We start from the raw sequence: 14275 nt of genomic DNA on the forward strand, positions 1-14275 counted from the left end.
GACGGAGTGATTTTGTGCCTGAATTTATCGTGATAAAGAGGGGTTCTGGGTGGTTTATGCTAAAAATTTCATATAAGGATGAATATTATTCTGGAATAAATAAAAAGACGATTCGGGCTGATGCATTAGTCCCCCTGAGTGACCATTCGCAAAACCTGAATGCTAAGATACCGATTGCCATATTAGCAAAGCCAGGTTAAAAGTTACTCATGTGAAATTAATGTTAAGGGTTATTAATGAATGGCCTGAATCTAAATTAAACTTTATTTATTATTAACGACGAAAATGCAACTTTCGTTAATTTTAATAAAAAGAGTGTAGTTGCTTATCATTGGCGGTAAATCCTTAATATTGCAATAAGACTTATAAATATAGTGGATTTGGGTTAAGATGTGTTTCGGGAATGCAGCATAGCGATAGGCCTGTTACGTATATCGGATACTGCTTTCCTGTATTAATCGATTGTTATTGTTAAAATTATCTCTGGCTGATTGGGTAAGTCACATCTTGCTACGTTGCCAACGCTGCGATATAGATGGCAGAAAACATGTCTTACTCTTTATGGTATTAACATCGACCTGCAAACAACGAAATATCCTGGACGCAAGAGAATAAAAATAACGTCATGAAACGTGATTTCTGACTGGTGATATACCGCAGTACAATAACTATCTGTCAGGCAGTCTGCCGGGCCGGGATGCGAGGGAAACTCTTCAGAAGGAATTGCTTAACTGTTACACACAGCTTCAACCCGGGCAGCTCCGCACGAGCAACCTGAAAGTGAAAAGATATGATAAATGCAAATCGTCCGATAATGAATCTCGACCTCGATCTGCTGAGAACGTTTGTTGCGGTCGCCGATCTCAACACTTTTGCAGCAGCTGCTGCCGCCGTTTGCCGTACCCAGTCCGCCGTGAGTCAGCAAATGCAGCGGCTGGAACAACTGGTTGGTAAAGAGCTTTTTGCGCGTCATGGACGTAATAAGCTTTTAACAGAACATGGTATTCAGCTTCTGGGTTATGCCAGAAAGATACTGCGCTTTAATGATGAAGCCTGTATGTCATTAATGTTTAGCAACCTTCAGGGAGTGTTAACATTAGGGGCGTCAGATGAATCAGCAGATACCATTTTACCCTTCCTTCTCAACCGAATTAGCTCGGTTTATCCGAAGCTTGCCCTGGACGTTAGCGTTAAACGCAATGCTTTCATGGTTGAGATGCTGAAAGAAAACGAGGTTGACCTGGTGGTCACGACGCATCGACCTGGCCAGTTTGACAGCCTGACGCTGCGTACTTCTCCAACGCACTGGTACTGTGCCGCGGAGTATGTATTGCAGAAAGGTGAGCCGATACCCCTGGTCCTGCTGGACGATCCGAGTCCGTTCCGCGATATGGTGCTGGCTGCGCTCAACGAAGCCGGTATTCCATGGCGCCTGGCGTACGTGGCGTCAACCTTGCCCGCAGTGCGAGCGGCGGTGAAGGCCGGGCTTGGCGTAACGGCCCGTCCGGTGGAGATGATGAGCCCCGATCTGCGTGTGCTGGGTCAATCCGAGGGACTCCCGTCGTTGCCGGATACGGAGTACCTGCTGTGCCATAACGCCGCCAGCAACAACGAGCTGGCAAAAGTGGTGTTCGAGGCAATGGAAAACTACCACAATCCATGGCAGTACGCGCCTGTTACTCCCGAAGGAGGGGACGACTCCCTGATCGTGGAAGGGGATTTTGAGTGATCATTCCCTCAAAATTCTCGTAACAAAATGTAAGTGCAAAAAAGAGCCACTCGCATGATTTTTTCCTGCGAGTGGTTTTTTTTGTTATTCATAACCGTGAACGGAGCAGGGATAAAGCAAATACCGCTTATTTATCAATGCAGTAAATGTTTTTGGTTGAGATGTAAACAATACCTGTTCTAACTTACCTCATACCCCGCCGATGTTAAAAAAACAGGAAGTATGTTGCTGTTTTTTTGATTGAATTAACAAAAGCGTGTCTCAGATCAAGAAAATACTCCCATTTGGGGGGAGGAATCGTTGGCAAATCCTGTCAAAATAGGAGGGTTATTTTTTTTACTTCCAAAACGGACACGATTCAACAAGATGCATTTGACGGAAAGTCATGTACCCACCAGGGTTAAAGGGCACCAAATGTTAATGAGAATCGCACGTTGTAATTTAATGTGAAGAAACCTTTGTTAAAGTTGACAAAAGGTTATAGAAAGGAGTAAAAAACCCCATCATTTTGCTGTCTATGTCTCATTTCTGACAGTTAGTGTAAGGTTATTTTGTTCCTCCCCATGAATCGATGTGATGCCCATCTGCCAGCAAGAGCAGTGTCGTCGGTATCACTTTTGATGAGTAAGCAATGAGTATGTCAACATCCACAGAAGTCATCGCTCATCACTGGGCATTCGCAATCTTTCTTATTGTAGCCATTGGCCTGTGCTGCCTGATGTTAGTCGGCGGCTGGTTCCTGGGCGGTCGCGCCCGCGCAAGGCACAAAAACACACCTTTCGAATCAGGTATTGATTCAGTAGGTACCGCTCGCTTACGCCTGTCTGCCAAGTTCTACCTGGTAGCCATGTTCTTCGTCATTTTTGACGTGGAAGCGCTTTACCTCTTCGCGTGGTCTACCTCCATTCGCGAAAGTGGTTGGGTGGGCTTTGTCGAGGCCGCAATTTTCATTTTAGTGTTACTGGCCGGTCTGGTTTATCTGGTGCGTATTGGCGCGCTGGACTGGACACCTGTGCGTTCACGCCGTGAACACATCAACCCGGAAAACAGTATCTCTAATCGTCAGCAGTAACAGCGAGGCAATAAGATGGATTATACGCTCACCCGCATAGATCCTAACGGTGAGAATGACCGTTACCCCCTGCAAAAACAGGAGATCGTAACCGACCCCCTGGAGCAAGAAGTCAACAAAAGCGTGTACATGGGCAAGCTCGAACATGCCATGCACGACATGGTCAACTGGGGTCGTAAGAACTCCATCTGGCCATACAACTTTGGCCTTTCTTGCTGCTACGTTGAAATGGTGACGTCATTCACTGCGGTGCATGACGTTGCGCGTTTTGGGGCCGAGGTACTGCGTGCTTCTCCACGTCAGGCTGACCTGATGGTGGTGGCCGGGACCTGCTTTACCAAGATGGCACCGGTTATTCAGCGTCTTTATGACCAGATGCTGGAGCCAAAATGGGTTATCTCCATGGGCGCATGTGCAAACTCCGGCGGTATGTACGACATTTATTCCGTTGTGCAGGGCGTTGATAAGTTCATTCCGGTGGATGTGTACATCCCGGGCTGCCCGCCGCGTCCAGAGGCCTATATGCAGGCGCTGATGCTGCTCCAGGAGTCAATTGGTAAAGAACGCCGCCCGCTTTCATGGGTTGTTGGCGATCAGGGTGTCTATCGCGCGAACATGCAGTCTGAGCGCGAGCGTAAACGTGGTGAACGTATTGCCGTCACCAACCTGCGTACGCCTGACGAAATTTAATTTGCGCCTGTGGGCCTGGAGAACACCTTCGCATATCACTACTCAAATAGCGCGAAGCCAGGCTTAACAGTCACCACGGACCATTTGCAATGGTGAACAATATGACCGACTTAACCGCGCAAGAAGCCGCCTGGCAGACCCGGGATCATCTCGATGACCCCGTCATTGGCGAACTGCGCAACCGTTTTGGGCCGGATGCCTTTACTGTTCAGGCCACCCGCACCGGGGTACCCGTTGTTTGGGTGAAGCGTGAGCAATTACTGGAAGTTGTCGATTTCCTCAAGAAATTGCCAAAACCTTACGTCATGCTGTTTGACTTACACGGCATGGACGAACGTCTGAGAACGCACCGCCAGGGTCTCCCTGCTGCGGATTTTTCCGTTTTCTACCACCTGATCTCAATAGACCGCAACACGGATATCATGCTCAAGGTGGCATTGTCTGAAAACGACATGCATCTGCCGACGATCACCAAACTTTTCCCGAACGCCAACTGGTACGAGCGTGAAACCTGGGAAATGTTCGGCATGACCTTCGACGGTCACCCGCATCTGACGCGCATCATGATGCCGCAGACCTGGACCGGCCACCCGCTGCGTAAAGACTACCCGGCACGCGCCACCGAATTTGACCCGTTTGAGCTGACCAAAGCCAAGCAGGATCTGGAGATGGAAGCGCTGACCTTCAAGCCGGAAGACTGGGGCATGAAGCGCGGCACCGAAAACGAGGACTTCATGTTCCTCAACCTCGGTCCAAACCACCCGTCTGCGCACGGTGCATTCCGTATTATTCTTCAGCTTGATGGCGAAGAGATTGTCGACTGCGTGCCTGACATCGGCTACCACCACCGTGGTGCCGAGAAGATGGGCGAGCGTCAGTCCTGGCACAGCTACATTCCGTACACCGACCGTATCGAATACCTCGGCGGCTGCGTGAACGAAATGCCATACGTGCTGGCCGTTGAGAAACTGGCAGGCATCACCGTCCCGGATCGCGTTAACGTGATTCGCGTGATGCTGTCTGAACTGTTCCGTATTAACAGCCACCTGCTGTACATCTCCACGTTCATTCAGGACGTCGGCGCGATGACGCCGGTCTTCTTCGCCTTTACCGACCGTCAGAAAATCTACGATCTGGTGGAAGCGATTACCGGTTTCCGTATGCACCCGGCCTGGTTCCGCATCGGCGGTGTGGCGCATGATCTGCCGCGCGGCTGGGACCGCCTGCTGCGTGAATTCCTCGACTGGATGCCGAAACGTCTGGCGTCTTACGAGAAAGCCGCGCTGCGTAACTCCATCCTGAAAGGCCGTTCTCAGGGCGTTGCTGCCTACGGCGCGAAAGAAGCGCTGGAGTGGGGAACCACAGGTGCAGGTCTGCGTGCGACGGGTATTGATTTCGACGTGCGTAAAGCCCGTCCTTACTCTGGTTACGAGAACTTCGACTTTGAAGTCCCGGTTGGCGGCGGCGTATCCGACTGCTACACCCGCGTGATGCTGAAAGTGGAAGAGCTGCGCCAGAGCCTGCGCATCCTTGAGCAGTGCCTCAACAACATGCCGGAAGGCCCGTTCAAGGCGGATCACCCGCTGACGACGCCGCCACCGAAAGAGCGCACGCTGCAACATATCGAAACCCTGATCACCCACTTCCTGCAAGTTTCCTGGGGCCCGGTCATGCCGGCACAGGAATCCTTCCAGATGATTGAAGCGACCAAGGGTATCAACAGTTACTACCTCACCAGCGACGGCAGCACCATGAGCTACCGCACCCGCGTGCGTACGCCAAGCTTCGCACACTTGCAGCAGATCCCGGCCGCCATTCGCGGCAGTCTGGTCTCCGACCTGATTGTGTATCTGGGTAGTATCGATTTTGTTATGTCAGATGTGGACCGCTAATTATGCACGAGAATCAACAACCACAAACCGAGGCTTTTGAGCTGAGTGAAGCAGAGCGTGCCGCCATTGAGCACGAGATGCACCACTACGAAGACCCGCGTGCGGCGTCCATTGAAGCGCTGAAAATCGTACAGAAACAGCGTGGTTGGGTGCCGGATGGGGCGATCTACGAGATCGCAAAAGTGCTGGGCATTCCGGCAAGTGACGTAGAAGGCGTAGCCACGTTCTACAGCCAGATCTTCCGTCAGCCGGTAGGCCGCCATGTGATCCGCTACTGTGACAGCGTGGTCTGCCACATCACCGGTTATCAGGGCATTCAGGCTGCGATTGAGAAGAAACTCAATATCAAGCCGGGCCAGACCACCTTCGACGGACGCTTTACTCTGCTGCCAACCTGCTGCCTGGGTAACTGCGACAAGGGGCCGACCATGATGATTGATGAGGACACTCACAGCCATCTGACGCCGGAAGCGATTCCTGACCTGCTGGAGCAGTACAAATGAAAACTGTAATTCGTACTGCTGAGACGCATCCGCTGACCTGGCGTCTGCGTGATGACAAACAGCCGGTCTGGCTCGACGAATATCAGAGCAAAAACGGCTATGCCGGCGCGCGTAAAGCCCTCGGCGGCATGGCGCCGGACGACATCGTTAACGCGGTGAAAGAGTCTGGCCTGAAAGGCCGCGGGGGCGCGGGCTTCTCCACCGGTCTGAAGTGGAGCCTGATGCCGAAAGACGAATCCATGAACATCCGTTACCTGCTGTGTAACGCCGATGAAATGGAGCCGGGTACCTATAAAGACCGCCTGCTGATGGAACAGCTGCCGCACCTGCTGGTTGAAGGCATGCTGATCTCCGCGTTCGCGCTGAAAGCGTACCGTGGCTATATCTTCCTGCGCGGTGAATACATCGAAGCGGCTGAAAACCTGCGTCGCGCGATTGCCGAAGCCACTGAAGCCGGTCTGCTGGGTAAAAACATCCTGGGCACCGGGTTTGACTTCGAGCTGTTCGTGCACACCGGTGCCGGGCGTTATATCTGCGGTGAAGAAACCGCGCTGATTAACTCCCTGGAAGGCCGCCGCGCGAACCCGCGCTCCAAGCCACCGTTCCCGGCAAGCTCCGGCGTGTGGGGTAAACCGACCTGCGTCAACAACGTCGAAACCCTGTGCAACGTCCCGGCGATCCTCGCGAACGGCGTGGAGTGGTATCAGGGCATCTCCTCAAGCAAAGATGCCGGTACCAAGCTGATGGGCTTCTCCGGTCGCGTGAAGAACCCTGGCGTCTGGGAGCTGCCGTTCGGCACCACCGCACGCGAAATTCTTGAAGACTACGCCGGCGGCATGCGCGATGGCCTGAAATTCAAAGCCTGGCAGCCGGGTGGGGCAGGGACGGACTTCCTGACCGAAGCCCACCTTGACCTGCCAATGGAGTTCGAAAGCATTGGTAAAGCAGGCAGCCGTCTGGGTACGGCGCTGGCGATGGCCGTCGACCATGAGATCGGCATGGTATCCCTGGTGCGTAACCTGGAAGAGTTCTTCGCCCGCGAGTCCTGCGGCTGGTGTACACCGTGCCGTGATGGTCTGCCGTGGAGCGTGAAGATCCTGCGTGCTATCGAACGTGGCGAAGGCCAGCCTGGCGATATCGAGACACTTGAGCAACTGTGTCGATTCTTAGGGCCGGGTAAAACCTTCTGTGCCCACGCACCGGGCGCCGTCGAGCCGCTGCAAAGCGCGATTAAATATTTCCGCGACGAATTCGAAGCAGGCATCAAGCAGCCGTTCAGCAATACCCATTCGATCAATGGTATTCAGCCGAACCTGCTGAAAGCGCGCTGGTAAAAACAGAATTTTGATTAACGCTCGGTTTCGGCCGAGCCAACTGGAAGCATGCTAATGGCTACGATTCATGTAGACGGCAAAGAATACGAAGTCAACGGGGCGGACAACCTGCTGGAAGCTTGTCTGTCTCTTGGCCTCGATATTCCGTACTTTTGCTGGCATCCGGCGCTGGGCAGCGTCGGTGCTTGCCGCCAGTGTGCGGTGAAGCAATATCAAAACGCGGAAGACACGCGTGGTCGCCTGGTGATGTCCTGTATGACGCCAGCCGCCGAAGGCACCTTTATTTCGATTGATGACGAAGAAGCCAAACAGTTCCGTGAAAGCGTGGTGGAGTGGTTGATGACCAACCACCCGCACGACTGTCCGGTGTGTGAGGAGGGCGGTAACTGCCACCTTCAGGATATGACCGTCATGACCGGTCACAGCTTCCGTCGCTATCGCTTTACCAAGCGTACCCACCGTAACCAGGATCTGGGGCCGTTCATCTCTCACGAAATGAACCGCTGCATCGCCTGCTACCGCTGCGTGCGTTACTACAAAGATTATGCAGACGGACAGGATCTGGGCGTATATGGCGCGCATGACAACGTCTACTTCGGTCGTCCGGAAGACGGTACGCTGGAAAGCGAATTCTCCGGTAACCTGGTAGAAATCTGTCCGACCGGCGTATTCACGGATAAAACCCACTCTGAACGTTACAACCGTAAATGGGACATGCAGTTTGCGCCAAGCATCTGCCAGCAGTGCTCCCTCGGCTGTAACACCAGCCCGGGTGAACGTTACGGCGAACTGCGTCGTATCGAAAACCGTTACAACGGTACCGTTAACCACTACTTCCTCTGCGACCGCGGTCGTTTCGGCTATGGCTATGTGAACCTGAAAGACCGTCCGCGTCAGCCGGTACAGCGCCGTGGCGATGACGTCATTACCCTCAACGCCGAGCAGGCGATGCAGGGCGCGGCGGATATTCTGCGTCAGTCGAAGAAAGTGATCGGCATCGGCTCCCCGCGCGCCAGCATCGAAAGCAACTTCGCGCTGCGCGAGCTGGTTGGGGCGGAAAACTTCTACACCGGTATCGCCCAGGGCGAGCAGGAACGTCTCCAGCTGGTGCTGAAAGTGCTGCGTGAAGGCGGCATTCATACGCCTGCGCTGCGCGAAATCGAATCCTATGATGCGGTTCTGGTGCTGGGTGAAGACCTGACGCAGACCGGCGCACGCGCGGCTCTGGCGGTTCGTCAGGCGGTGAAAGGTAAAGCACGTGAAATGGCAGCGGCGCAGAAAGTGGCTGACTGGCAGATTGCGGCCATTCTCAACATCGGTCAGCGCGCGAAGCATCCTCTGTTTGTGACTAACGTCGACAACACTCGTCTGGACGATATCGCCGCGTGGACCTACTGCGCGCCGGTTGAAGATCAGGCGCGTCTCGGCTTTGCCATTGCCCACGCGCTGGACAGCAACTCGCCGGCCGTTGAACTGGATCGCGACCTGCAAAACAAGGTCGATGTGATTGTTCAGGCACTGGCGGGGGCGAAGAAACCTCTGATTATTTCCGGTACCAACGCCGGTAGCGCTGAAATCATTCAGGCCGCAGCGAACGTTGCCAAAGCCCTGAAGGGCCGCGGCGCTGACGTCGGAGTTACCATGATTGCCCGTGCGGTGAACAGCATCGGTCTGGGTATGATTGGCGGCGGCTCGCTGGAAGACGCGTTAAGCGAACTGGAATCCGGTGCCGCTGACGCCGTTGTGGTGCTGGAAAACGACCTGCATCGCCATGCTTCTGCCGCTCGCGTTGACGCCGCGCTCTCCAGAGCGCCGCTGGTGATGGTTATCGACCATCAGCGCACCGCGATCATGGACAAAGCGCACCTGGTGCTCTCTGCGGCAAGCTTCGCAGAAAGCGACGGGACGGTGATCAACAACGAAGGCCGCGCCCAGCGTTTCTTCCAGGTTTATGACCCGGCCTACTACGACAGCAAAACCGTGATGCTGGAAAGCTGGCGCTGGCTGCACTCTCTGCACAGCACCGTGCAGAGCCGTGAAGTGGACTGGACGCAGCTCGACCACGTTATTGACGCGGTTGTTGAGAAACTGCCTCAGCTGGCGGGCATTAAAGACGCCGCGCCTGACGCAAGCTTCCGCATTCGCGGCCAGAAACTGGCGCGTGAGCCGCACCGCTACAGCGGTCGTACCGCGATGCGCGCCAACATCAGCGTGCACGAACCGCGTCAGCCGCAGGATAAAGACACCATGTTTGCCTTCTCGATGGAAGGGAACAACCAGCCGTCTGCGCCGCGTTCGCAAATCCCGTTTGCATGGGCACCGGGCTGGAACTCCCCGCAGGCATGGAACAAGTTCCAGGCTGAAGTGGGTGGCCACCTGCGCCACGGCGATCCGGGTGTACGTCTGATTGAAGCCTCCGAAACCGGTCTGGACTTCTTCACCACCGTTCCGGCGAGCTTCCAGGCGCAGGAAGGTCAGTGGCGTATTGCGCCGTACTACCACCTGTTCGGTAGCGATGAAATGTCTCAGCGTTCTCCGGTATTCCAGCAGCGTATGCCGCAGCCGTACATCAAGCTCAACCCGGCGGATGCTGCGAAGCTTGGCGTGAACGCGGGTGCGAACATTGCCTTTAGCTACGACGGCCAGACCATCAGCCTGCCGCTGATTATCTCTGAACGTTTGTCAGCAGGGCAGGTGGGTCTGCCGATGGGGATGCCTGGCATCGCGCCGGTTCTGGCGGGTGCGCATCTTGATAACCTTCAGGAGGCAAAAGCATGAGTTGGTTAACGCCGGATCTTATCGATATCCTGCTGAGCATTCTGAAAGCGGTTGTGATTCTGCTGGTAGTCGTCACCTGCGGCGCGTTCATGAGCTTTGGTGAACGTCGTCTGCTTGGTCTGTTCCAGAACCGTTACGGACCGAACCGCGTGGGCTGGGGTGGTTCACTCCAGCTAGTGGCGGACATGATCAAGATGTTCTTCAAAGAGGACTGGGTTCCGCGCTTCTCGGACCGCGTGATCTTTACGCTGGCACCGATGATCGCCTTCACCTCGCTGCTGCTGGCGTTTGCTATTGTTCCCGTCAGCCCGACCTGGGTTGTCGCTGACCTGAACATCGGCATTCTGTTCTTCCTGATGATGGCAGGCCTCGCGGTTTACGCGGTGCTGTTTGCAGGCTGGTCCAGTAACAACAAATACTCGCTGCTGGGCGCGATGCGTGCTTCCGCGCAGACGCTGAGCTACGAAGTGTTCCTGGGGCTCTCCCTGATGGGCGTGGTGGCGCAGGCCGGTTCATTTAACATGACCGACATCGTCAACAACCAGGCCGACATCTGGAACGTTATCCCGCAGTTCTTTGGTTTTGTGACCTTTGCCATCGCGGGCGTGGCGGTGTGTCACCGTCACCCGTTTGACCAGCCAGAAGCCGAACAGGAACTGGCAGACGGTTACCACATTGAATATTCCGGTATGAAGTTCGGTCTGTTCTTCGTGGGCGAGTACATCGGTATCGTCACCATTTCCGCGTTGATGGTAACGCTGTTCTTTGGTGGCTGGCATGGCCCGTTCTTACCGCCGTTCATCTGGTTCGCGCTGAAAACCGCGTTCTTCATGATGATGTTCATTTTGATTCGCGCAGCGTTACCGCGTCCGCGTTATGACCAGGTAATGTCCTTCGGCTGGAAAGTGTGCCTGCCGCTGACGCTCGTCAACTTGTTGGTAACGGCGGCTGTCATTCTCTGGCAGCAGCCATAAGGGGCTTTGAGATCATGACCTTAAAAGAATTATTGGTAGGTTTCGGCACTCAGGTACGCAGTATCTGGATGATCGGCCTGCATGCGTTTGCCAAACGCGAAACCCGGATGTACCCGGAAGAGCCGGTATATCTGCCGCCGCGCTACCGTGGACGTATCGTGCTGACGCGCGACCCGGACGGTTCCGAGCGTTGCGTTGCCTGTAACCTGTGTGCGGTAGCGTGTCCGGTGGGCTGTATCTCTCTGCAAAAAGCAGAGACGGTAGACGGCCGCTGGTACCCTGAGTTCTTCCGCATCAACTTCTCACGCTGCATTTTCTGCGGTCTGTGTGAAGAAGCGTGCCCAACCACGGCGATTCAGCTGACTCCAGACTTCGAGCTGGGTGAGTACAAGCGTCAGGATCTGGTGTACGAGAAAGAGGATCTGCTGATTTCCGGTCCGGGCAAATACCCGGAATATAACTTCTACCGGATGGCGGGTATGGCAATCGACGGCAAAGATAAAGGCGAAGCAGAGAACGAAGCTAAGCCTATCGACGTCAAGAGCCTGTTACCGTAAGGAGAGGGCAATGGAATTCGCTTTTTATATCTGTGGCCTTATCGCCATCCTGGCTACGCTGCGAGTGATCACGCACACCAATCCGGTGCATGCGCTGCTGTATTTAATCATCTCGCTGCTGGCTATTTCCGGGGTGTTCTTTGCGCTGGGCGCGCACTTCGCCGGTGCGCTGGAAATCATCGTCTACGCCGGGGCCATCATGGTGCTGTTCGTGTTCGTGGTGATGATGCTCAACCTGGGCGGCTCTGAAATTGAGCAGGAACGTCAGTGGTTAAAACCGCAGGTGTGGATTGGTCCGGCAATTCTGTCGGCCATCATGCTGGCGGTGATTGTTTACGCCATTCTGGGCGTCAACGACCAGGGTATCGACGGGACGCCAATCAGCGCGAAAGCCGTGGGTATTACCCTGTTTGGTCCGTACGTTCTGGCGGTTGAGCTGGCCTCAATGCTGCTGCTGGCGGGTCTGGTTGTGGCCTTCCACGTTGGCCGCGAAGAGCGTGCTGGCGAGGTGCTGAGCAACCGCACTGACGACCGCGCGAAAAGAAAAACGGAGGAACGCGCATGATCCCCTTAACACATGGACTGATCCTCGCTGCGATTTTATTCGTTCTGGGCTTAACCGGTCTGGTTATCCGCCGCAATCTGCTGTTTATGCTGATCGGTCTGGAAATCATGATCAACGCTTCCGCGCTGGCCTTTGTGGTCGCCGGTAGCTACTGGGGCCAGACCGATGGTCAGGTGATGTACATTCTCGCCATCAGCCTCGCGGCTGCTGAAGCGAGTATTGGCCTGGCGCTGTTGCTACAGCTCCATCGTCGCCGCCAGAACCTGAACATCGATTCAGTAAGTGAGTTGCGTGGATGAACATGCTTGCCTTAACCATTATTTTTCCGCTGATTGGCTTCGTGCTGCTGGCGTTTTCTCGCGGCCGCTGGTCTGAGAATCTGTCTGCCACCGTGGGCATTGGCTCTATCGGCCTGGCTGCGCTGGTCACAGCGTATGCGGGTATCGACTTCTTTAACAATGGACGTCAGGCCTACAGCGTACCGCTGTGGAACTGGATGTCGGTCGGTAACTTCAACATCGGTTTCAACCTGGTGCTGGATGGTCTGTCTCTGACCATGCTCTCCGTAGTTACCGGCGTCGGCTTCCTGATCCACATGTTCGCCTCCTGGTACATGCGCGGTGAAGAGGGATACTCCCGCTTCTTCGCCTACACCAACCTGTTTATCGCCAGCATGGTGGTTCTGGTGCTGGCCGATAACCTGCTGCTGATGTATCTGGGCTGGGAAGGCGTGGGTCTGTGTTCTTACCTGCTGATCGGTTTCTACTACACCGATCCGAAGAATGGCGCAGCGGCCATGAAAGCGTTCGTCGTGACCCGTGTGGGTGACGTGTTCCTCGCTTTCGCGCTGTTCATTCTTTACAACGAACTGGGCACGCTAAACTTCCGCGAAATGGTGGAACTGGCGCCGGCGCACTTCGAAGCAGGCAACAACATGCTGTGGTGGGCAACGCTGATGCTGCTGGGTGGCGCTGTGGGTAAATCCGCGCAGCTGCCGTTGCAGACATGGCTGGCCGACGCGATGGCGGGTCCAACCCCTGTCTCCGCGTTGATCCACGCCGCAACCATGGTTACCGCCGGTGTCTACCTGATTGCGCGTACCCATGGCCTGTTCCTGATGACCCCGGAAATTCTGCATCTGGTGGGTATCGTCGGTGCGGTTACGCTGGTGCTGGCTGGCTTTGCCGCGCTGGTGCAGACCGACATCAAACGCGTTCTCGCGTACTCCACCATGAGCCAGATTGGTTACATGTTCCTGGCGCTGGGCGTTCAGGCGTGGGACGCGGCCATTTTCCACCTGATGACGCACGCGTTCTTTAAAGCGCTGCTGTTCCTCTCATCCGGTTCGGTGATTCTGGCCTGCCACCACGAGCAGAACATCTTCAAAATGGGCGGACTGCGTAAGTCTATCCCGCTGGTGTATGTCTGCTTCCTGGTAGGCGGCGCGGCGCTGGCGGCACTGCCGCTGATCACCGCAGGCTTCTTCAGTAAGGACGAAATCCTGGCGGGCGCCATGGCGAATGGTCATATCAATCTGATGGTTGCGGGTCTGGTCGGTGCGTTTATGACCTCCCTGTATACCTTCCGTATGATTTTCATCGTCTTCCACGGTAAAGAACAAATTCACGCTCACGCAGGGAAGGGGATTACCCACCACCTGCCGCTGATTGTGCTGCTGGTCCTGTCCACCTTCGTTGGCGCGATGATTGTGCCACCGTTGCAGGGCGTACTGCCGGCGACAACCGAGCTTGAGCACGGTCGCGTTCTGACGCTTGAAATCACCTCCGGCGTAGTGGCTATCGCGGGCATCCTGATTGCCGCATGGCTGTGGCTGGGCAAACGCACGCTGGTGACTGCCGTTGCCAACAGCGCGCCGGGCCGTCTGCTGGGCACCTGGTGGTACAACGCATGGGGCTTCGACTGGCTGTACGACATGATCTTCGTGAAGCCGTTCCTGGGCATTGCATGGCTGCTGAAGCGCGATCCACTGAACAGCCTGATGAATATCCCGGCGATCCTCTCTCGCTTTGCAGGTAAAGGCCTGCTGTTCAGCGAGAACGGTTATCTGCGCTGGTATGTGGCGTCCATGAGCATCGGTGCAGTTGTCGTACTGGCGCTGCTGATGGTGTTGCGTTGATTTTGAGTTAGCGGGGATTGTCGGGTGGCGCTAGCGCTTACCCG

General features: G+C 55.2%; 12 protein-coding genes. All 12 read left to right on the forward strand.

Going from position 1 to position 14275, the window contains the following annotated elements; genetic code table 11:
• Positions 1-790 precede the first annotated feature (790 nt).
• On the forward strand, positions 791-1729 hold the full coding sequence (lrhA, locus tag SK58_RS09290; protein WP_017693002.1) for a transcriptional regulator LrhA: 939 nt from the start codon (positions 791-793) through the stop codon (positions 1727-1729).
• Between the two features lie 631 nt (positions 1730-2360).
• Positions 2361-2801 carry an NADH-quinone oxidoreductase subunit NuoA gene (gene nuoA / locus SK58_RS09295; protein ID WP_003861475.1) on the forward strand — a complete coding sequence of 147 codons (441 nt, stop codon included), beginning with the start codon at positions 2361-2363 and terminating at the stop codon, positions 2799-2801.
• Positions 2802-2816: 15 nt separating this feature from the next.
• Positions 2817-3491 carry an NADH-quinone oxidoreductase subunit NuoB gene (nuoB, locus tag SK58_RS09300; RefSeq protein WP_003861482.1) on the forward strand — a complete coding sequence of 225 codons (675 nt, stop codon included), beginning with the start codon at positions 2817-2819 and terminating at the stop codon, positions 3489-3491.
• Between the two features lie 89 nt (positions 3492-3580).
• Positions 3581-5383 (forward strand): NADH-quinone oxidoreductase subunit C/D, encoded by a 1803-nt coding sequence (gene nuoC, locus SK58_RS09305; RefSeq protein WP_003861484.1) that lies wholly within the window; start codon positions 3581-3583, stop codon positions 5381-5383.
• 2 nt (positions 5384-5385) lie between these two features.
• Positions 5386-5886 carry an NADH-quinone oxidoreductase subunit NuoE gene (nuoE, locus tag SK58_RS09310; RefSeq protein ID WP_006176513.1) on the forward strand — a complete coding sequence of 167 codons (501 nt, stop codon included), beginning with the start codon at positions 5386-5388 and terminating at the stop codon, positions 5884-5886.
• The gene (nuoF, locus tag SK58_RS09315; RefSeq protein WP_003861487.1) at positions 5883-7220 is read left to right on the forward strand and encodes an NADH-quinone oxidoreductase subunit NuoF; all 1338 of its coding nucleotides are present in this window, start codon (positions 5883-5885) and stop codon (positions 7218-7220) included. Before nuoE ends, nuoF begins: the two co-directional genes overlap by 4 nt.
• Before the next feature lie 54 nt (positions 7221-7274).
• Complete coding sequence (nuoG, locus tag SK58_RS09320) at positions 7275-9998, forward strand: NADH-quinone oxidoreductase subunit NuoG (protein WP_048219733.1); 2724 nt, start codon at positions 7275-7277, stop codon at positions 9996-9998.
• Positions 9995-10972, forward strand: coding sequence for an NADH-quinone oxidoreductase subunit NuoH (nuoH, locus tag SK58_RS09325; protein WP_048219735.1), 978 nt, complete (start codon positions 9995-9997; stop codon positions 10970-10972). Before nuoG ends, nuoH begins: the two co-directional genes overlap by 4 nt.
• Before the next feature lie 14 nt (positions 10973-10986).
• Complete coding sequence (gene nuoI / locus SK58_RS09330; protein WP_003861491.1) at positions 10987-11529, forward strand: NADH-quinone oxidoreductase subunit NuoI; 543 nt, start codon at positions 10987-10989, stop codon at positions 11527-11529.
• A gap of 10 nt (positions 11530-11539) precedes the next feature.
• A complete protein-coding gene (gene nuoJ / locus SK58_RS09335; protein ID WP_006811379.1) occupies positions 11540-12094 on the forward strand; it encodes an NADH-quinone oxidoreductase subunit J in 555 nt (184 codons plus the stop codon).
• Entirely contained in the window at positions 12091-12393 is a 303-nt protein-coding gene (gene nuoK, locus SK58_RS09340) for an NADH-quinone oxidoreductase subunit NuoK (RefSeq protein WP_003861496.1), read from the forward strand. Before nuoJ ends, nuoK begins: the two co-directional genes overlap by 4 nt.
• Positions 12390-14231, forward strand: coding sequence for an NADH-quinone oxidoreductase subunit L (gene nuoL / locus SK58_RS09345; RefSeq protein ID WP_003861497.1), 1842 nt, complete (start codon positions 12390-12392; stop codon positions 14229-14231). The genes nuoK and nuoL overlap by 4 nt, the downstream gene beginning before the upstream one ends.
• Positions 14232-14275: the final 44 nt, after the last annotated feature.

This window comes from Enterobacter sp. BIDMC93, assembly GCF_001037805.1.
In the GTDB taxonomy this organism is placed as follows: Bacteria; Pseudomonadota; Gammaproteobacteria; order Enterobacterales; family Enterobacteriaceae; genus Enterobacter; species Enterobacter hormaechei_C.